Annotated in this window: 20 protein-coding genes; 19 read left to right on the forward strand and 1 reads right to left on the reverse strand. The window is 36.0% G+C overall.

What is annotated here, in order from left to right; translation table 11 throughout:
• Positions 1 to 39: 39 nt before the first annotated feature.
• The 15 genes from AC1TO9_RS15085 to AC1TO9_RS15155 all read left to right on the forward strand — a co-directional run bounded on the left by AC1TO9_RS15085 (position 40) and on the right by AC1TO9_RS15155 (position 14,756).
• A complete protein-coding gene (locus tag AC1TO9_RS15085) occupies positions 40 to 945 on the forward strand; it encodes a hypothetical protein (protein ID WP_482059686.1) in 906 nt (301 codons plus the stop codon).
• Positions 893 to 2,959: a VirB4 family type IV secretion system protein gene (locus tag AC1TO9_RS15090; protein WP_482059687.1), complete on the forward strand. Its 2,067-nt coding sequence runs from the start codon at positions 893 to 895 to the stop codon at positions 2,957 to 2,959. Before AC1TO9_RS15085 ends, AC1TO9_RS15090 begins: the two co-directional genes overlap by 53 nt.
• A complete protein-coding gene (locus AC1TO9_RS15095) occupies positions 2,956 to 5,352 on the forward strand; it encodes a hypothetical protein (RefSeq protein ID WP_482059688.1) in 2,397 nt (798 codons plus the stop codon). Before AC1TO9_RS15090 ends, AC1TO9_RS15095 begins: the two co-directional genes overlap by 4 nt.
• Before the next feature lie 58 nt (positions 5,353 to 5,410).
• Entirely contained in the window at positions 5,411 to 7,294 is a 1,884-nt protein-coding gene (locus tag AC1TO9_RS15100; RefSeq protein WP_482059689.1) for a bifunctional lytic transglycosylase/C40 family peptidase, read from the forward strand.
• Between the two features lie 19 nt (positions 7,295 to 7,313).
• Entirely contained in the window at positions 7,314 to 7,811 is a 498-nt protein-coding gene (locus AC1TO9_RS15105; RefSeq protein WP_482059690.1) for a hypothetical protein, read from the forward strand.
• 2 nt (positions 7,812 to 7,813) lie between these two features.
• On the forward strand, positions 7,814 to 8,293 hold the full coding sequence (locus tag AC1TO9_RS15110) for a hypothetical protein (protein WP_482059691.1): 480 nt from the start codon (positions 7,814 to 7,816) through the stop codon (positions 8,291 to 8,293).
• Between the two features lie 195 nt (positions 8,294 to 8,488).
• On the forward strand, positions 8,489 to 9,139 hold the full coding sequence (locus AC1TO9_RS15115; RefSeq protein WP_482059692.1) for a hypothetical protein: 651 nt from the start codon (positions 8,489 to 8,491) through the stop codon (positions 9,137 to 9,139).
• The gene (locus AC1TO9_RS15120; protein WP_482059693.1) at positions 9,139 to 9,714 is read left to right on the forward strand and encodes a hypothetical protein; all 576 of its coding nucleotides are present in this window, start codon (positions 9,139 to 9,141) and stop codon (positions 9,712 to 9,714) included. Before AC1TO9_RS15115 ends, AC1TO9_RS15120 begins: the two co-directional genes overlap by 1 nt.
• Positions 9,678 to 9,974 carry a hypothetical protein gene (locus tag AC1TO9_RS15125; RefSeq protein WP_482059694.1) on the forward strand — a complete coding sequence of 99 codons (297 nt, stop codon included), beginning with the start codon at positions 9,678 to 9,680 and terminating at the stop codon, positions 9,972 to 9,974. Before AC1TO9_RS15120 ends, AC1TO9_RS15125 begins: the two co-directional genes overlap by 37 nt.
• Positions 9,950 to 10,615 carry a hypothetical protein gene (locus AC1TO9_RS15130; RefSeq protein ID WP_482059695.1) on the forward strand — a complete coding sequence of 222 codons (666 nt, stop codon included), beginning with the start codon at positions 9,950 to 9,952 and terminating at the stop codon, positions 10,613 to 10,615. Before AC1TO9_RS15125 ends, AC1TO9_RS15130 begins: the two co-directional genes overlap by 25 nt.
• Before the next feature lie 135 nt (positions 10,616 to 10,750).
• Positions 10,751 to 10,960, forward strand: a complete 210-nt coding sequence (locus tag AC1TO9_RS15135; RefSeq protein ID WP_482059696.1) for a hypothetical protein — start codon at positions 10,751 to 10,753, stop codon at positions 10,958 to 10,960.
• Positions 10,961 to 11,113: 153 nt separating this feature from the next.
• Positions 11,114 to 11,728 carry a transcriptional repressor LexA gene (gene lexA / locus AC1TO9_RS15140; protein ID WP_482059697.1) on the forward strand — a complete coding sequence of 205 codons (615 nt, stop codon included), beginning with the start codon at positions 11,114 to 11,116 and terminating at the stop codon, positions 11,726 to 11,728.
• A 110-nt stretch (positions 11,729 to 11,838) separates the two neighbouring features.
• A complete protein-coding gene (locus AC1TO9_RS15145; RefSeq protein ID WP_482059698.1) occupies positions 11,839 to 13,077 on the forward strand; it encodes a DNA polymerase IV in 1,239 nt (412 codons plus the stop codon).
• Entirely contained in the window at positions 13,074 to 13,409 is a 336-nt protein-coding gene (locus tag AC1TO9_RS15150; RefSeq protein ID WP_482059699.1) for a YolD-like family protein, read from the forward strand. The genes AC1TO9_RS15145 and AC1TO9_RS15150 overlap by 4 nt, the downstream gene beginning before the upstream one ends.
• Before the next feature lie 246 nt (positions 13,410 to 13,655).
• On the forward strand, positions 13,656 to 14,756 hold the full coding sequence (locus tag AC1TO9_RS15155; RefSeq protein WP_482059700.1) for an ankyrin repeat domain-containing protein: 1,101 nt from the start codon (positions 13,656 to 13,658) through the stop codon (positions 14,754 to 14,756).
• A 304-nt stretch (positions 14,757 to 15,060) separates the two neighbouring features.
• Here the strand turns inward: AC1TO9_RS15155 and AC1TO9_RS15160 are convergent, their stop codons facing one another.
• A complete protein-coding gene (locus tag AC1TO9_RS15160) occupies positions 15,061 to 15,429 on the reverse strand; it encodes a hypothetical protein (protein ID WP_482059701.1) in 369 nt (122 codons plus the stop codon).
• A gap of 491 nt (positions 15,430 to 15,920) precedes the next feature.
• Between AC1TO9_RS15160 and AC1TO9_RS15165 the strand changes: the two genes are divergently transcribed.
• The 4 genes from AC1TO9_RS15165 (at position 15,921) to tnpB (ending at position 20,504) form a co-directional block, all read left to right on the forward strand.
• Entirely contained in the window at positions 15,921 to 16,505 is a 585-nt protein-coding gene (locus AC1TO9_RS15165; protein WP_482059702.1) for a hypothetical protein, read from the forward strand.
• 208 nt (positions 16,506 to 16,713) lie between these two features.
• Complete coding sequence (locus tag AC1TO9_RS15170) at positions 16,714 to 18,924, forward strand: S-layer homology domain-containing protein (RefSeq protein ID WP_482059703.1); 2,211 nt, start codon at positions 16,714 to 16,716, stop codon at positions 18,922 to 18,924.
• Between the two features lie 83 nt (positions 18,925 to 19,007).
• Positions 19,008 to 19,058, forward strand: a complete 51-nt coding sequence (locus AC1TO9_RS15175) for a hypothetical protein (RefSeq protein ID WP_482059751.1) — start codon at positions 19,008 to 19,010, stop codon at positions 19,056 to 19,058.
• A 270-nt stretch (positions 19,059 to 19,328) separates the two neighbouring features.
• Positions 19,329 to 20,504 (forward strand): IS200/IS605 family element RNA-guided endonuclease TnpB, encoded by a 1,176-nt coding sequence (gene tnpB / locus AC1TO9_RS15180; RefSeq protein ID WP_482059704.1) that lies wholly within the window; start codon positions 19,329 to 19,331, stop codon positions 20,502 to 20,504.
• Positions 20,505 to 20,547 lie beyond the last annotated feature (43 nt).

Genomic DNA, 20,547 nt, shown 5'->3' on the forward strand with positions numbered 1-20,547 from the left:
TGAAAGGAGTGTATAGATCTGAAGATATTTATATTTGGCATGATAGGATTTCTCGTGATCTTTATGTCGTTTCTGTTTCTAGCAAAACGACGTATGGATCGAAATGAACCAGTAATGGGATGGAAGAGAAAACAACATATGCAAGAAACAGGCGGTACACAATCGACGAAACCTAATGCATCTAAAAAATCAATGAAACAAGAAAAAAAAGAACGCGAAGACATGAAAGATCTTATAGGAATTGAAGAAATTCAGTACGGAATTTTCAAGAAAAAGAACAATGAATATTGTGTGATCATATCAACAGACACCGTAAACTATGATCTACTCAGTGAACAAGCGCGACAGTCAATTATCTTGGGATATAGGAATCTGTTTCGAGTAATCCGATTTCCCCTGCAAATTCTTGGACAAGCGGTTAGGCAGGATCTTAGTAAAGAGGTACAAAGGTGGAAAACCAATTTGGAAATGGGCAATGCCCATACGTATGACTATAACATGAATGTGATCAATCACATTAAAAACAAATCCGAAAATGAATTTCGTATTTCAAGAAAAGTTTACTACATCGTATCCTTCATTCCGCAAACCAGTAAGATGGGATCATTGACTACGGATCAAAGAAACGAAATGATTCGAAATGAATTATATCAGCGCGCAGCAACGGTAGTTGGAATGTTGAGACAATGTGAAATATATTCAGAAATGTTAGATAGTTTAGGTGCAATGGAAGTAATGAAACGAGCATTGAACCGAGATCGCATGGTAATTCATCCAATCTCCGATTTGATAACTCATGGAAAAGAAAAGCTGTCCACTTACGTCACAGCTGACGTAATGAGTTTACCTGGGTTTGAAGATCTTGTTTACGATAGTGAGGAGGTTAGGAAAATTGTTCAATCGACTGAAGAAAACGAAAACAACAAAAATCGAATCGCAATTTGATCAATCAAATAACAGTAAAAATGTAGACAGTGGGGATGTCACCTTTGATTATCCATCTCTTGTTGACAATATGCTTAATGATGGGGCTCACTTCGAAAGAGATTATTCAATACTTAAGACAGGATTAGGTACTACTAAGTATGCACGATCATTTTATGTGAAGCCAAGCGGATACCCACGTACAGTACGAGTAGGTTGGCTTGAAGCTCTGTTTTCTGGCGATGATCTTGATTGCTCGGTACATGTGGAACCTATTGACCGAAATGCTGCAATTAAGAAATTACAAGATAAAATAGATGAGTTTGATAACGTTATCTATTCTGCGAATAGTCGTGGAAATCAAGCCATATTCGATGATGCCCACCAAAAGCGGGAGGATACAAGGTTTCTCCAACGACAGATAAAAACAAATCAAAATGGTTTGTATTATGTATCTGTCCAAGCAACGATATATGCGAATTCACTTGAGGATTTGAATGCTAAGTGTGTTCTGGTAGAAAATGAAGTCGGTGGTGAATCAATTGAAATCTTAAGTGCATTCAACTATCAAAAAGAGGCATTTTTATCCTGTCTTCCACTTGGAAAAAATATGTTACCTAAATCTGAGAGAAATTTGGATCAACTTAGTTTAACGGCACTATTCCCCCATGCTAGTTCAACACTCAACCACCAAGGTGGTTTCCCAATTGGTCGTTTTGGACGAGATTATGTTTACTATAATAATTTCGATGATAGTTTAAATAACTACTCTCTTGGAATTTTCGGGGTCAGTGGTTCAGGTAAGTCAGTATTAGTGAAACAAATTATTGCGCGTGGCTACATGGATGGAATTATGAAAAACGTAATTATCGACGTGGAACCGGAGTATAGGGAGCTCACTTATGCACTCGGTGGTGTTGTCGTTCCGATATATCCTTCTAAAGAAGATAATGTCAGTAGAATTAATCCGTTAGATATTTTCCCTGAGAAGGAACTTAAAAACAAGGGTACTGATGATGAATACATTGATGAGAAGATAAACATTAATGAGAAGGTAAAAGAGGTTTTAGAGTTTTTTAAAGTAATGAAAGAATCCCTTACTCCAGATGGTCGAGGGCTAACCGCATTAGAAATAGGAGTTTTAAATGATATTCTCGAGAAGTTATATGAAGATCTTGGAATAACAGAAAATCCAGATTCCATTTTTGAGAATAAAGAGAATATTGAAGACAATGGAAAGATAACTTACAAAAAACAATATATCACAATGCCAACAATCACAGATGTCTATGAAGCTCTATGTAAAGAGCAGGCAGCAGATGGTGGATACGAAGAGCTACGTGAATTGTGTAATGTAGTTAAGTTATTTACTAAGAATAAAGCGTTTGGAATGTTTGATGGTCAAACTAAAATTATTTCCGAAAATAACATTTCCTTGGATGAAGCACCAGTTGTAACGTTCGATATAAGTAAGCTCTCGAGTAACGGAATCGAAAGACCCTTAGCACAACATGTTTTAATGACTTGGGTATGGAACAGATTTATCGTTTCAAATCCAAAAGTGAAGAAACGGGTTATCATCGATGAAGCGTGGATGATGATTAAGTATAAAACCATGATGGAATGGTTGAAATTACTAAGCGCACGCGGTCGTAAGTGGAATGTATCTCTTACACTGGTATCCCAACGCTACGAGATGTTTGAAAGAACAGATGAAGCAAGGGATGTAGTTGCTCAATTTGATACAGTATGTTTCTTGAGACAAAGTGACCAAGATATAAATCCAATATTAAATACTTTCCGTCTCAGCGAAGATGTTGGAAATCTCATTCGAACCGCCTCAACTGGCCAAGTTCTAATGAAAGCAGGAAAACAGATTGTGACGTATCAGTCTGAACCTACTCCAGATGAATGGCAATATTATAACACGAATCAAAATGTTCAGATGAATAAGAAGAAAAAAATCCTGGAGAGGGATGAAATACTTAAATGGTACGAGGATAAATCCCATATACCGGAAGGTGATATTGCTTGAAGTTAAAAAAACGTATATGCCTTGTTTTTCCGCTCTTGTTGATTATTCTTTTCACAGGTGTAGGAGGAATTAATCTTCCAACAGCTTATGGAGAAAGCAGTACAGGAATTAACACCTCCACAGCGGGAGATTCATCTGGGAACCTAATTGGAGAAAGTACAAAGCAAATGTTAGATAATGCTGAAGATGAAGCTAACTTAGTTGATGGATTTCTAATTGGTCAAGCTAACAATTTGTTTAAAATACCTGGTATTAATAGTATTCAAAATTTAGTATTTGGAAATCCATATGACACATGGGGCTTTAATACAGCCGGAAATGATGTGTTAGTTGATGGGATATTTTATCAATCTGAAATAGATAATGTGATAAATCCAATAATCGCACTGTTTTCGGGTGTATATGCGACAATTTTAATGCTAGCCATCATGTTCGCTTCTCTAAAGTTAGGATTTAAGGCACATAGTCCTCAATCTAAAGAAGATTTTTGGAAAGATGTGTATATGTACGTTGCTTCAGCCTTTTTCATGGCGTCCTTTTGGATGCTCTTTCATGCTCTAATGGGTATCAACTGGGGAGCGGTCCAGGGAATAGCGGGTTTATTGGACACGTTAACAAATGGTGGGGCACTAGATGGAATGTCCATTATAGCTTCCGCTTCAAATGATAGTACATATAAGTTTGCAATGGGTGATGTATTTGTATTCCTAGCTGAGTGGGGTTTATCTGCTTATTTAAACTTTATTTATATATCTAGGAAGATCATCATTGTACTCTTAGCGGTAATGTCGCCTTTTGCTGCTTACAGTCTATTGTTTGCAAAGACTAGACCATTCTTTGGTACCTATATCAAGGAGTTAATAGGAAACATATTTTTGCCGACTGTTCACGCTATAATTTTGTTTATATTTGTACAAATGGCTGGAAACCTCGGACAAGGAATGGGACCAACTATTTTCAAATTAGGTATGATAATAATGTTTGTTCCAGTTTCCGGAATGGTTAGTAAGTGGCTAAATCTAGGTGATTCATCATCAAATGTCGGTAGAGCTTCAACAGCAATTGGGCTTGGTGGGATTGGCGGAGCGATGATGTTATCTAAAGGCGTAATGAATATGTCTGGAAGAGGTAGGAATGGTGGTCCATATGACGGTGGTGGTGGAGGAGGAGGAGGCGTGGAAACGCCATCCGGATCATCAGTATCTGATAGTAATGATTCTGGAGCTTCAGTTCTATCAAGAGCAGCTACTGGTGGTGCAATGTGGTCTAAAATCAAGAAAGCCGGTACAACAGGAGGAGCAATTGCTGGTGGAATAGTAGGCTTACCTTTTGGGGGTGGAGGGGTTGCAGCTGGAGCTGCAATAGGTTCTAAAGCTGTGGAAGGAGTTATGCAAGGATCTCGAAATATCGCATCTGGTGTGAAAGGTGTTGGAACAACTGTAATGAATGCAGGAAAATCAACTGGTCCAACCGGAAACCCAACTGGTCCTTTCAAGTTCTCGAATATGTGGGATAAATTAAGCGATTCACAAGAAAGACGGCAGTTAATGGGGAATTTAGGTGAAGCAGCGGGCAAGACTGGAGCGGGGTTAGGAGGTCTGGCAGGTATGGCTATTGCTGGTCCAGGTGGAGCTGTTGCGGGAGCTTACTTAGGAAACAAGTTTGGTAATGCAGGGAAATCCATTGGACAAATGATGTCCGGAGTAAGTAGGCAGAAGGCTCTTAATTATGGTTCAGGTGAAAATAGTCCTAAAGGGATGACATTAGAGCAACTTGCTTCAAACCCAACTTATCGAGGTAGCTCTGCACGATGGAACCAGACGAATGATCGTTCCTGGTATGAGGTACAAAACCCTCAAACGAAAAGTTGGCAACAAGTAGGTGCCTATGGATCAGGGGACGCTTCACTAAATAAAGGACAAAGACGTATGGCGGATTACAAATTACGCAATGGGAATGAGGATTGGAAACGTCAGGAAAATGGTAGTTATACCAAAGAAGTAGCTATTCCAAATCAACCTCAAATGCAAGGCCAAACAAACGTCGCACCAAGAACAAACCGTGAAGTGGTTGGAATGTCTGGATCGACAAGTGCGCTCGGAAGAAAGAGCGAAGTATACATGGCAGATTCTCTAGGAGAAAAGCAATATTCTGATAGTAATTTTGATGTTCGTAGAATTAAACCAGATGAATATTTTAATCACAATTCTCCAGGGAATCGATCAGGATCTGATAAAGCTGCGGATGCGGTCTCTCTTACAGTTTCAGGTGCGACAAAGGTTGCAAAGAAAGCCGGGAATACAATGTATGAAGGTGCAAAACAAATGGGACAAATCGGATGGGCTTCTAACCTTGTTTATAATCAGTCTGAAAGAAAGAAGGATATTGTATAAATGAATGGAGTCGTTTGGGAGTTTAAAATATTACTCCCTACGACTAGGAGGTGGATGGATGAGTTCTAATGAAGTTGGACAGCAGGCAGCAGGCCAAGCTGGTAATTTCTCTAAAAAAGTGGGTTCGAAAGCAGCTAATAAAGCTGTAGGTAAAGCAGGAAAATATTTATTGAAATTAGCTAAAAAGTTTTTACAAGTATTAATAAAGAAGCTACTAGTTTTGATCGGTTTCAAAGCTATACTAATTGGAACTTTAATTCTCATTGTTATAATATGCATATTGCTCATACTATCGTCGATACCCTTTTCAGATTGGTTTATGGGAGGGAATGCACGGACGGAAGTTGAAATGAAGGCTGATCTTGATTATGAACAAGACTTCAAAAAAGCATCAGATAAAACGGTTGATGAACTTTTTAAAATAGAAGCTGATTCTTCTTGGAAGACACAAGTGGCTAATGCAGTAAAACCTAGTTGGGGAATTCCCTCAGCTCTCGTAAGATATGAAATAATCGTTAATGAGAAAAAGGTTTCGATTTCAGACTATCCAGTGGAAGATCTTATTGATAGATTTAAACCGAGTTTTTTCTATACTTCTATAGCAGATGATACGAGTACAATGAAGACAATAAAAGTGTGTACCCGTGAAGTAGCCTACTATGAAAAAGGTATACTTATGGGATTTAGGACCGAAACGGATCCTCCAGTGGAAACTATTACTCAGTCTGCTCGACCAGCGCATGATGTGTTATCCAAAATAACATTAGAATATGGGAATATGGATATAAAACCTTTAAAGAGGTATTATCCAGGTGGAACAATAGAACCTAACAATAATTGGACATCAACGGGAACAAGCACGAGTGGTAATTGTACTATTGATACTTATAACCAGTATAATCACACAACAGTAGATGATAGGTTTGCGCCAATGTTAGATATTGATGGAGCTAAATTCCAATCGATATTAATAGAGGAAGGTATTGCTGAAGGTGATATGAAACTCGCTTTTGAATTCATATCCGTAGCGGATCCAAACTGGAACGCGATGTTGTATGGAGGAAAAAATACTTACTCTAGTGGATATATTCCTGGCTTGGCCAAAGTTACAGAGTTAGTATTACGATATGAACCGCTTGTTCGTAAATATGCTGCGCAATTGGGGATCGAAGATCTTACACCTGTTATTTTGGCTCTAATTCAGCAAGAGTCAGGAGGGAGACATCTAGACGTAATGCAAGCTTCGGAATCATTGGGATTACCACGAGGTACGATTACTGATCCTGAGTATTCAATTCAAGTCGGTGTTGAGGCTTTCTTTGCAGTTTATAGAGATGCGAAGATAGCTAATGGTAATAAGGCTAATATACCGTTAACCTTGCAAGCATATAATTTTGGCGGAGGGTACATAGCTTATGCCATGAGTAACGGTGGTCATTCAGAGGAAGTAGCTGCTGCATTTAGTGCACGAGAGGCTGCGAAAAAGGGATGGAAGAGATACGGAGATGTTAAGTATGTAGAGCACGTCATGAGATATATGTCTACAGTGGTATCATCAGAAGGACAGATTTATGATGTGCAGGCACTTGTGAATGAAATGTCTAAATATCTTGGTATGCGATACAAGTGGGATGGTAAAAAACCAAGTGATGGTGGATTCGATTGTTCCGGTCTATTATATCATTCGTTCAAGGCAGTGGGTATAGATATGGAAGGAAATGCAGAGACCCAATTCAAAAAGACAGTACCTATAAAAGCTAGTGATGCAAGACCGGGTGACCTTGTATTCTGGTCAACATATAAGGCTGCGGCTTCTCATGTAGGCGTATATGTTGGTGATGGAAAGTTTTATAATTCAGGCGATAGCTTGGGAGTTAGTATAGACACTCTATCAAGATGGAAAAATTACAAATTTTTGGGGTTTAGAAGAATAGTTCAATAATAGGGGGGAGTTGAGGACTGTGCAACGAAAGAGTTTATTTTATTTCATATTGTCCTTTGTAATCATTCTTTTAGTAATTCTCTCGTCATACACAATTTATTTGAAATCACAGATTAATGAGAATAAGAGCGTTTCTGGGTTTCAAAAGACAAATGAAGAGTTTATAATGCAATTTTTCACTTATAATTCAACGAATCAAAGATATGAAAATATAAAACCGTATATGACTGAAATGGGGTATCGAGCTACTTATCCTTCTGGAATGGAATTGCCATCGACAGATATTTCTGTGAAATCGTCCATTAAAGAATTTAAACCATATCTTAGAGAGGTTACTAAAAAAGAGGTAGAGCTCCTTAATCAATTTAGTTTGACTACCGAGTTTAATGAAATAGCAAATAGTGAGACTATTATTATTAGGACGAATTTGATCTATTTCGAAGATGAAGGTTGGAAAGTCAATGATGTTGAGTTTGTCAGCCAATTTGGTGAAGCGGGATTAGTAGAGGGGGAATAACAGTGTTTGATAATGTGATGGAGGTATTGAATCAGGGCATTCGTCTTGTTCAAATAATAGGAATCCCTGTATTTGCGTGTCTATTTACCCTTGGTTTCATATTACTCTTAACTGCAGGTAAGAATCCTATACGCAAAAGAAGAGGTTTATTGTTTATTATCTTTTTCGGATTAGGGACCTTCATGATGGCATATATACCAGCAATCATTCACACATTTTTTGGTGATGCTCCAGCTGAAAGTAGTGGAAAGTCCGTAAGTGAAATGGTCGATTCAACCTTACCCTTTGGTCACACGATTTTTAATGGCCTAAAGTATATAGCCTATCCAATCACGGGGACAATGTTCTATGTTGGAATTTTTATTCGACTCCTTGCGGGAAAAGAACCACAAAGAAAGAGATTAGGTTTGGGATTAGTCATTTTCAGTCCTCTAACACTTGCAGTCACATTGATAATACCGAAGTTACTATTAAAACTGTAAGTTGATAAGGGATCGATAAAAATAACCTGAAGTGGGCTACCAACCTGCTACAGGTTTTTTTGATTTTGAGGGGCATTTAATCAAAAACTTATACTGAATGAGATAAAAGTTGAACTATTTAAAAACTTTCTATTGTGTTTTTTCAATGCATACACTATATTGTTAATATAATAACTGAAATGGGAATGATTTCTTATGAATAATTTATCCAGTGAAGATTTCGAAAGAATATATGATGAAATACTAGTCAAATTGCAAGCTCCTTTTCCTGAAGGCACAGTGGAGTTTACAAATAAAAGAGAACAAAAAGGTGCCTATATCCCACATCACCCGTATCAGTATCGAGTGCGTAATGCAGCTGGCCCATATTGGTCATGGAAGACATCTATTAGAGATCCGATCTATCATGAGTTGACAGGTTTGATCGAAATGAGAGGGATTCTGACGATTGTGACTACAAGTTGTGAAGGGCGAGGTTTCGCAAAGTTTGATCGAGGTAAAGATATCAATAAATATAAAGAGATTTTAAAAGCAGCCTTGAGTGATGCGTTCCGGGATGCTGCAGACTATTTTGGAATGGGACATGTTGATCTAGCTCCATATCGTAAGTGGGCTGAAAATCCAGGAGTAGGTCTCACCCCTAAAATAGAAGTTGGGAGTGAGAAAAAAATTATCAGAGGTGAAGTTAAGAAGTGTATTAATTGCGATAAAACGTTGACGCAGGAAGACTTGAACTATTTGAGATTAGTAAATTGGACCAATCAGGTGTGTAAGGATCATGTTCCAAATCATCAAAAAAAGAAATTTGATCCTTCTCATTCGGAATTCCAAGGGAGGAATATATAGTGAGTAAAAAATTAATATTAACATGCTCTTTATGTGCTAATTTTGATTCTCTCAATAATACATGCAATGTACATAACCATAAGACACAAGCAGAGAATTCTCAATATGCTGCTAGTTGTAATGAACGTGGTGATTTTATTCGTTATATGTATACAATTCCGGAATCTTATAATTATTTTTCAAAAGATGAAGAAACACCGGATGGATGGTCTAAAGACTATTCTAAGATTCCCAAGGATAAAAACGGACTTCCTTTGATCGTCAAGACAAAACGGGGGATCGAGAGAGCAATAGCAGCAGATCCATCTATTGATCTGGAAGTCGAAATAGTTATCGAAGGAAAAGTCCCACCAATAATGACTTATCAAGGACAAAGAGAGATTATTTATGAGATTGGAGTGAAGTTAGCCCAAAAGGAAGCTTTTAAGAAGGGCATTAAACTTGTGGTATTACCAGAAGAAGAAGGGTCTGTTGGTAATGCCAACGATCTAGAAGCCTACAATAAGTTTGAAAATAGTCAATCTGGAGGTGGAAAGGTATGGTTAACGAAGAAACCTGTGAAGTGGAATTCATAACAGACAAAGTGAACGACTTCAGGACTAACATGATTCAGTTATTGTCTAGTCTATATGAGAAATACGAATTATCTAATGATGAAATAATGATGGATTTTGAAAATAAAAGGTTAATCTATAAAAATGGGACGCTTGAGATACTAGGGTGTATAGATGAAATATCTATAAGAGGTCGCTTATGTTCAGATGTTATTTTGGGTAAAAATATTACCTCCTTTGGGCATTTACCAGTTTCATGGTTGAAACAATTACTCAGATGAAACACGAATTGAAAAGAAAAATATCTATCGAGATTTTCGAAGATCTATTTCTTATGTCTGAGAGACATATAATAGGAACCTTGTACCCTAATTATTCTAGCTTGATAGATGAGATGATATTAAAATTTTTAGACGACAAAGCTACTTTGTTATTTAATCCATACAGAAGGATAACAAGAGGAGAGCCGCAGAGACTTTTTGAAAAAATGTTCCCCCGGAGAAAAACATTATTTCTCGTTAATCATGAATACTTCAATTTATTTAAGGAAAAAATAGATTGTATAGCGAGAGATCAATTTACTATTGACTCAGTAAGTAAGAATATTACAAATCGAACTGCTATTGAAATCGCAATAGTATATTCATTTAAATGTTGTGGAATTTCATATGAGAGTAATTACTTAGATGATACCTTTATTGAAACGCAATTTTCACCAGAAAATATTGTTAATTCAGCACTAATTAATGCATTAAAATTTTATGGACGTTCACCAACAGCAAGAGAATTCGATAATTATGTAGGACTTAATGGTGGCCCTTCACTAAGTTTTGTGAAATCTACTTTTTCATCATTTAATGATGCAAAAGTGAAAGCGGGCATTGATAGCTGGCCAAAAGGTAGATGGAGTAGGCCGTATTAATACATCGATTCTTGTATATCCTTTTTTATAATCGTTTGGTATAATAAAAATATATAAAACAGCTGGAAGCACCGCTGACTAGGGAAACCTATTCTGCGGTGCTTTTTTTATTAGAGTATAAAAGGAGTGTTTGAATTGTTATTTGAATCACGTATACCCAGTCGATTTGTCGGTGTTGAACCTGGAGAATACTTAGTTGTTGGAATTTCATTTAAAAAGGAAATCGAGAAGGACAATAAAAAAGAATACTCATGCATTACTACTAATTTTAAAATAGCTAATCTTGAAAGCCCGATCGACATATTGTCAGAACTTCTTGTATCCGAGCAGATGATTTTGAATTAATATGTATGTTGTAAAGTCGAGTTCATTATTAATAAATTAGGGGTATGCATAGCATATTCCTTTTTTATCCCATTGCATACGAACGTTTATTCGTATATTATTGATATAGGTATAGAACATACGTTCTTTGAATATGATTAGGAGGAAACCTAAATGCGAAAAGAACCCACACAAAATAAAATTATGTGTTTCATAAGAGCTGAAATTTCAAAAAAAGGATATCCCCCGACTGTAAGAGAAATCGGAGATGCTGTAGGGTTAGCATCTAGTTCTACGGTACATGGTCATTTAGAACGTTTAGAAAGAAAAGGATTAATTCGCAGGGATCCTTCAAAGCCAAGAGCAATAGATGTAATAAATTCTGGAATGCTTCCTTCATTAAATAGTGATTTCATTCGTATTCCTATTCTAGGCAAAGTTACTGCAGGGTCGCCAATAAACGCAATTCAACATATTGAAGAGTATTATCCAGTTAAGAAAGGTAAAATTGACGAAAGTTGTTTCATGTTGGAGGTCCAGGGTGAGAGCATGATTCAAGTAGGGATACTTAATGGTGATCATGTGATTATTCGGCCTCAACCGAATGCAGAGAATGGTGAAATCGTAGTTGCACTGACGGAGAGTAATGAGGCCACCGTAAAGACTTTCTATAAGGAAAAGGATCGTATTAGGCTACAACCAGAAAATTCAAAAATGGAGCCACTGTTTTACGATAACGTGATGATTTTAGGGAAGGTAATAGGAGTTATAAGAGCATTAATTCATTAGTACTCTTGTTTGATATAAAAAAACAAATAAATCTTCTTGATGGTTCAAGTCGAGATGTAAGCATAAAAATGTAACAAGATGAGTGTTCTATCAATGAGGTGGTATAGGTGTTGAATAAGCAAAGAATAGTGATGTTGATTGACATGCAAAGTTTTTATGCTAGTGTGGAAAAGGCCAAACAACCTTCTTATGAAAATAAACCATTGGTAGTCGCCGGAGACCCAGCCAAAAGATCAGGTATTATTTTAGCTGCGTGCCCATTAGCAAAACAGAAAGGAATTAAAACCTCTGAACCACTTTGGCAAGCACTTCAAAAATGTCCAGAGTTGATTATTGTAAGGCCACACATGCAAGAATATATAGACGTTTCAAATCAGATCATGAAAATAACCGAGTCGTTTACGGACTTAGTTGAACCTTACTCAATAGATGAATCGTTTTCTGACCATACTGCATCAATGCATTTGTTTGCAGATAACCCAATTGATTTAGCAAGGCAAATTCAAAAGAAGATCTACCTTGAAACAAAAGTGTTTGCTCGAGCAGGTATATCTTCGAATAAGACTTTGGCTAAGCTCTGCTGTGACCTCATTTCGAAACATATTCCCGATGGTATATTTCATTTACAGAAAGACGAACTAGATAAATACATCTGGGAAAAGCCAATTGGTGATATGTGGGGAGTCGGATCAAAGATGGAAAAACATTTGTGGAAAATGGGAATTAGTACAATTGGAGATTTAGCTAGAACACCTTTAAATAGACTTAAAGCTAGATGGGGAGTTAATGGAGAAGTGCTATGGCGCGTATCAAACGGCCTAGATGAGTCAACTGTATCATTAACATCTCATAATGTTCGAAAAAGTATTGGGAGCGGTATGACGCTTCCTAGAGATTTTAACCAGGCGTGGGAAATAGAGACTACCCTTCTCGATATCTGTACTGAAGTTACAAGGAGAGCGAGGAAAAGTGAATTAATGGCAAGAGTCGTTTCCGTAAGTATATCTGGATCTGATTTTGACCATCCTACAGGATTTCACAGACAGATGAAACTAGAGGATCCTACTAATATAACAGGCGAGGTATACGACGTTGCTAAGAAAATCTTTCATAGCTATTGGGATAGGCTGCCCGTCAGAAGAGTAGGTATTTCGTTATCTGAGTTATCTAGTGCTGAAGCTTATCAGCTTACTTTATTTGACGATAAGGAGCACCAAAGGGCTCTTGATAAGGTTATGGACGACATTAAGGATAGATTCGGGGAGATTTCTATTCTTAGAGCAAGCTCAGTTACATCTGCAGGGCAGGCAATTGATAGATCAACTAAAATAGGAGGGCATTACAGATGAGTAAAAAACTTCAGGGAAATGGTCTATGGGAATCCAGCAGGATGATGTTGCCACAACATAAAGAGAGTATTATTGAACATCAGAAACAGTACAATAAAAAACGTCGCCCAATAATTCACGAGGATGAATTGGAGTTAATTAATCGAAATATAAGTAACTCTCTATGCAATAAACATATTATAAAAGTTGAAATATTTAATGAATATGATGATCATATGGTCTGTGGTGTAGTAACAGATATAAGCCAGTTTAAAAATAAAATCAGGATGGAAATAGAAAGAGGATTTGAATGGATTGATTTTGATGAAATTATGAGTGTTCAGTTAATGTAACTGAATAAAACGAGTATTAGAGATCGGTTAAATAACTTATAATCAAATGCAAGTATTATCACCACAACCGATGTGCTGAGTAGATATCCCTGACGTTTACATTTAATTCGACTATCAAATACATTGAATTATGTGTTAATATATATGTAATTTAATACTCGATAGTGGAAGAACCACTTGCAGCCTACATGGTGTAAGTGGTTCTTTTTGTATACATCTTTATTTTGAGAGGAATGAATAGTTGTTATGAGTTTATTAAACTACAGGTCTTTACAAATTAACACTAATTTCACAACGTGTATGGAATATTTAGAATTGAATTGTATAGGACAATTTGTTGATGATAGGTCCGGTCATGAGCAGAATGGTGGAATAATAAGAGTGATGATTCTATCTGAATTTTGGACAGGGGAGGATCTAGAAAGACTATCAGATGGTATTGACGAAAGATTATCGCATTCACTTGAATGTCTAAAGAGGAATGTTCCGTATTTGGGGACAGTAGCTGTAATTCTGGAAAGCGAATTTGTCGGTCTATATAGAGAATTCGAATATAATGCTATTTCAGACATCACGAGATATTTAGAAGATATTTTACAAACAAATCATATTATATCAACCATAGCGTTTTCAAAGGAAATGAAGAGAGATCTTGGGTACCTACCTATGAAAGATCATCTCAAGGGGAAGTTTTATAGAGTTAAAACAATAGATCAAAATGTAACTTTGATTGATGAAAGAAGTCCTGATGAAGTTGTTTATTTGGATCAGGCGCATACTCCATTAATACTTAATAAGATTAAATCAATTGATGCGGCAGAATCAGAATCAAGATTATCTATTGAAGCTAAACTAATTGTGAATGACTTCAAGCACAATGGTAACAAACCAATATCTAAACAATCTATTATGGAATCATTGGCATTAACAAGTGAAGATGTAAGCTCAGCACTATGGGAATTACTTGAATTTGATCTTCTTGTTGAAATTGTAAATCACGAAATTGAATGCGAATCTCCTTTAGAATTAAAGTGTGAAAATGTTAGTGAGATGGAGTTATCTGATGCATCATATTTATATTCAGTAGCAAATCATAATATAGAAAATGTATTGCTAAATCTTGCTAGTGGGAAGGTCGATATTAATTGTATTAATGAGATAGAATATAATGCCTTATTTATAGCAATAAACAATTTGGATGTAAAAATGGCCAATTTGTTATTAGAAAAAGGAATCGATCCAAATTATGAAAATTCGGATGGCATTACAGCATTGAAATTATGTTGGAGAAAGAATGATAAAGAATTGGAAAAGTTAGTTCAAAAATATGGTGCAACTATAGATTAATACTCTTATTGAATAATTGTACTTAAATAACAGAGGATGTAAGTTAACATCCTCTGTTTATTGAATATCAACATTTATGTATGGTCGAGTGGATTACAATAGGCTTATGAACCACAGAATTAAAGCAATAAAAACAAAGACAAAACTAGCAATAAGATTATATTTAAATAGAAATTCCAAGCCTTTAGTAAATCCCAAAGATTTCTTATATGCAATAATAATACCTATGAATTGCATTAATAATGTAATTAAAATGATACCTTTAAGAACCACGATCCACCCACTCCCGTATCAATTGAATGCATTATTGCTTATCCTCTAAAATCAGTTCCATTATGTAGTTATCTAATGCACGCTCGATTCCCTGTTCAAATAGAATCGCTTTTTCAGGTAGATCGAAAGAAAAGCTCATCTGTGTAGAGAATTTTTGGATTGGTTCTTTACTAAATATATTTCCATTTTGATCACTTCTAATTATGCGAGCTGATTTTATACTCTTTTTTAAAAAATATGTTTTGAATTTTACAGAGAATGAAGTGTTAAATTTTTGATTTACTCTTTCAAATAATTTATTATCCTCAATATGAATTTTAATAGTTACGATATGTCGTTTGTGATCTTCAATCGTCTTGAGACGTACATCCCAGGGTAAAGGTTGCTTAATTTCATTCATAATATCCACCTCGTTCTTAGATTTAATAATTGGCATACTCATATATATAACATGGTATTTACATTCCTTCATCTCGATAATATAATAGTTGATATTAATATGTATACTTATTCATTTACTTCTTGTGGAGGCATGCGCCAGACCACTATTCTAATGGTTATTTAATTCCCACAATATTAACGGGAATATGATGCCAATAATTGCATTCGTATGAATGATTCCAGATGTTTTTAAAGGAGTTGTTACCGAATGTTTTTTTGTGTTTAAAACCTCAATCTAAGCCTCTTTTCTATTTTACCAGAGTCCAAAGCGCCATGGTTAATTCGATAATTCTTTTTATCGAATTAAATCTATAAATCATTAAGAGCATCTAATAAAGATGAACAAACAATAATTGTGCACAATAAGTGTGTCTATTGATTTGTTAATTTTATTAGGTGCTTTTTTTATGTACCTACAACCCAAATTATTTATTTGAAAGGAAGATTAATATGAACAATGAATCAAAGCACAATGTGAGAAAAGCTCAAGAACACCTTAGTGAAATTGAAAGATATAAGACATTCTTAAAAGTATGCGAGTTAACTGAAAAATTAGGAACAGATATCAACAGATTTGAAACTCAGTGGGGAGTAACTGGAAGCACTGATCAAATGAATGAGCTTGCCAAAGAGAGGTTGGAATATCAGTTGTATCTGAGAAATATATACGCTGAAATGAAGTCAATTGAAACAGAGTATTTTGGTATCCAAGAAAATCACATAATGCCATTGAACAAAGAAGTTGTAATGTCACCAATACCAACTGAAGTAACACAGTTGGTATACTCAGAAATAAAAGAGGAACGATACGTTATTGCAATGAATCTGGATGAATATACGGAGTACCGGATAAATTTACTAAACGGAATCTCGTACAATGATAACTTAAATCTTGTAGATACCTATAAGAACATAGAAGATGTACCAGCACTCTATGGGAATGAGAAAGTAATGAAAATTATAGGATATGAAGGGAACTGGAGTATTAGTGGAGAACTTAAAGATGATTATATAAATCTGAACCAAGTGGATTAAATTAAAATAGAGGGACGGAGTTCAAAATCCGTCTCTTTTTTTGATTGATTTTTATAGTTACGTTTTCTATAATGAAAGTAATCAAATATTATCAGCCTTCGAGGAAGAACCCGAGGCCATTGGATAACATTCCAATGGTCTCTTTTTGTATTCTGGCTTCTTAAAATGATGTTTTAATAAAACGAGAAATGGATGGTGTTTATTTTTGATGAATAAAATAATTAGACAAGTAATTTCGTTGGCAATGTTCATGGCCATGATAGTCATGATCTTGCCGTATCCCGCTTCAGCTGCAACAGAAACTAAGCTAGCCAGTGTATCGTTTTCTGTTGAAGTAGGACTTAGCCCTGAATTCAACTCAGATACTTATTATTATGCTGGTAGCGTCCTATCAACTCAGAGTTCAATTACTGTAAAACCTCTAGTATCAGGCGATGGAGCGACAGTAAAAGCTAATGGTAAACTCATCAATAATGGAGGAGGTTCTAGCCCTATTGAATTAAATTATGGTGATAATTTGATAAGTGTAGTAGTTACAGCTTTTGATGGTACAGCAAAAGATTACATATTCATAATTAATCGTCCGAAGAGTAACATGTCTGTTGATCTGACGACATTATGGATTAATGGAGCTGAAATGGATCAAGCTTTCAATCCAGGAAGAACTTACTACACAGGGAGAGTTACTGCTTCAACTTCGTTTGTGGTCATTACTCCAACAGCTGAAGAGTATACCAATGTGATGATCAATAATACTTCGTTAGGTCATAGTGGCAATCTCGTCGTAAATCTAGAGGTGGGTAACAATACAATTGAAGTGAATGTTAGTGTACAAGGAATGGCTACAAGGACTTATATATTTGTTATTAACCGACCACCAACTAATGGTAATGTTCAAATTAGGTCACTCTACATTAATGGAGAACCAATAAGCCAATCAGGGACATCGTTTGTAGGATATGTACCTGTTGCTGCAACGAGCGCTGACGTTGTTATTAATACAGGACAATCCACAAGTAAGGTCAATCTATATGGAAATGTAGTTAATTCAGGAAAACTAATTAACCTTTTCTTAAAGCAGGGTAACAATCTTCAATTTCCAATTGTAATTTCAGATACAAATGGCACTACTCAAACATATGAACTTTATATCGTTCGCGATGATGCTAAGGTAGGTAAGTTAGGTAAGGCAGGAACCAATGCAACTATAGGAAGTAATTCAAATGTAACTGGAACTCCTAACATTGATTTAACTACCGGAAAAGTAACGATCACAGAGGGTAAAGGTGGGTTATCGATCGTTGAAAAAATCAATTCAACAAGCCGGAAACATACCGTAACTGTAGATACTCCTTCTCTAAAAACAGCGATTTCAAATCACAATATAAAAGAAGTTATTGTTGATTACTCTACTATGACTACAGTCCAAGATCGTGTAACAGTACAACTTGATGGAACCATAGCAAAATTACTCACAGATAAAAAAATACCCATTAAGCTTAAATCATTGAATGGCGCGGTTATTACAGATCTTACTAAACTCAATGGTTGGAGTAATGGGGGGGCAATTTCTATTGGTCGAAATGAAATTGGAGTTAATTTCTCTAAAGAGTTTATACCTGTAACGGGATTTATAAATATTGAACATACAGGGACAGAAGGGGTTCTAGGGTCACCATTCACGGTTGAAGTACCTGTTCTATATTCAGACAATGATCTTAAACTTGCTAACATATATAAAATCAATGGAAAAGACTTTAATATGGTTTCTAGTTACACATTAGATACAACTAAATACGCCAATGGTGTAAGTTCAGGTGATTATATTGTAATGAATTATAAAAAGAGTTTCACTGATATTTCTAAGCACTGGGCATTTAATTTGCTTGACTTTTTATCAAAAAAACAAATTATTAGCGGTTATCCAGATGATACATTTCGCCCTAACCGATATGTAACAAGGGCAGAGTTCACCTCTATTTTAGTAAAGGCATTGATGGATAAACAAGGGATTTCAAATTCATCTAATTCAAGCTTTCAAGATGTTTCTGAATCAGATTGGTTTTATCCTGTTGTAAATAATGGCTGGAAACTAGGATTGGTCACTGGTATCACAAGCGACTCATTCCAACCTGATAGAAAAATCAATCGTGAAGAAATGGCAACGATTGCAGTAAGAGCATTTAGATTACTTAAAGATATCGATCCAATAACAACTGCTCAAATCAATTCAATATTAACTCCATTTGGGGATTCAGGTGAGATTAGCGGTTGGGCAAAATCAGATATGGCCACAGCAATAAATTATAAATTGATTGATGGTGTCGGCAATAATTTATTAGCAGGTAAAGAATTTGCAACAAGAGCCCAAGCTGCAGCGATTATATATAAAGTGATTAATCAATCCGTTGGATTTTAGATTAAACTGTTATGATATGCGCCCTATAATAATCGTTGACTATAGCGGAATGAGCTAAGACTGAAGTATATGGTCTTGCTAACATGAAACTAGTAGAAGGGTACCCAGATGGATCGTTTAGACCGCGAAATTAACAAGAGCTGAGAGTGCGATGCTTATATACCGTGCATTAGAACATTTATAAAATTATAAAACAAGGGTAGAGGATATTTCTGCCCTTGTTTTTTTCTGAATTGTACAGATCCACAATTTATCATTTTCCGAAAGAAGACTCCCACCTCAATGAATGTCAAGGGCGAAGGCGAATGAATAGGTGGAAGATGAATTTCGGTTGGCGATAGCCAAATATTTCCTCCATATGATATAATGGAACAAATGTTCTTGATATGATGGAGGTATGACTCATGTTAGTACATAAAGCATACAAAATTCGTATCTATCCAAACAGAAAACAAGCAGAACTCATACATAAGACCATCGGTTGTTCAAGGTTCGTCTTCAACTTTTTCCTTGCCAAACAGAAAGAAAAAGATGCCTATTGGTACATCGTTGAAGAAATGAGACAGAATGGTCAACTACCATCCAACAACTGGAAGGGTGCCTTTTTCAATAAATATGAGTCTGTCAAAGCTGTCCGTGAATTAAAAAAACACTATTCTTTTCTTAAAGAAGTAGATAGTATTTCCCTTCAAAAATCGGTCGAAAACTTAGCAGATTCATTCCAACGCTATTACAAAAAGCAAAACAAACAACCACGTTTCAAATCAAAAAAGAATCCTCTTCAATCTTATACAACCAAGTATACGAATGGCAATATAGCTGTCATAGAAAATCGTATGAAGTTGCCTAAACTTGGATGTGTTCGGTTTGCCAAAAGTCGTGAAGTCGAAGGTCGCATATTGAGTGCTACCATCAGACGTAATCCATCAGGTAAATACTTTGTTTCTATAACGACTGAAGTCGAAGTAATCGAATCTCCTAAAACAAACTCGATCATTGGAATCGATCTAGGCTTACAAGATCTTGCTATTTTCTCGGATGAAACGATCCATTGTAACCCTAAGTTTTTCTACATGTTTGAAAAGGAATTAGCCAGAGCGCAAAGAATCATGGGTAGACGAACCATAGGTGGTTCAAATTGGCATAAAGCCAAAATAAAAGTAGCGCGTATTCATGAGAAGATTACCAATGCACGAAAAGATTACTTAGACAAGATTTCAACCGAAATTGTCAAAAACCACGACATGATTGGGATGGAAGATTTGTCGGTATCAAATATGCTTAAAAATCACAAACTGGCTAAAGCCATCAGCGACGTATCATGGTCACAATTCAAGAGTATGATTGAATACAAAGCGAAGTGGTCCGGCAAACAAGTCGTTACCGTTGCTAGAAACTTTCCTTCCAGCCAGCTCTGCTCCAGTTGTGGCTACAAAAACATAGACGTTAAAAATCTCAGACTACGTGAATGGGACTGCCCAGAGTGCCATACCCATCATCAAAGAGATATTAACGCAGGAATCAATATTAAAAATGAAGCCATAAGGCTTCTAACCGTTGGAATGACGGGGATCGCCTAATCAAAAACGAACCGATAGGTTGGTGTTCTTAGGAATCTCCCAC

This window comes from Paenibacillus sp. Y916, from assembly GCF_056786435.1.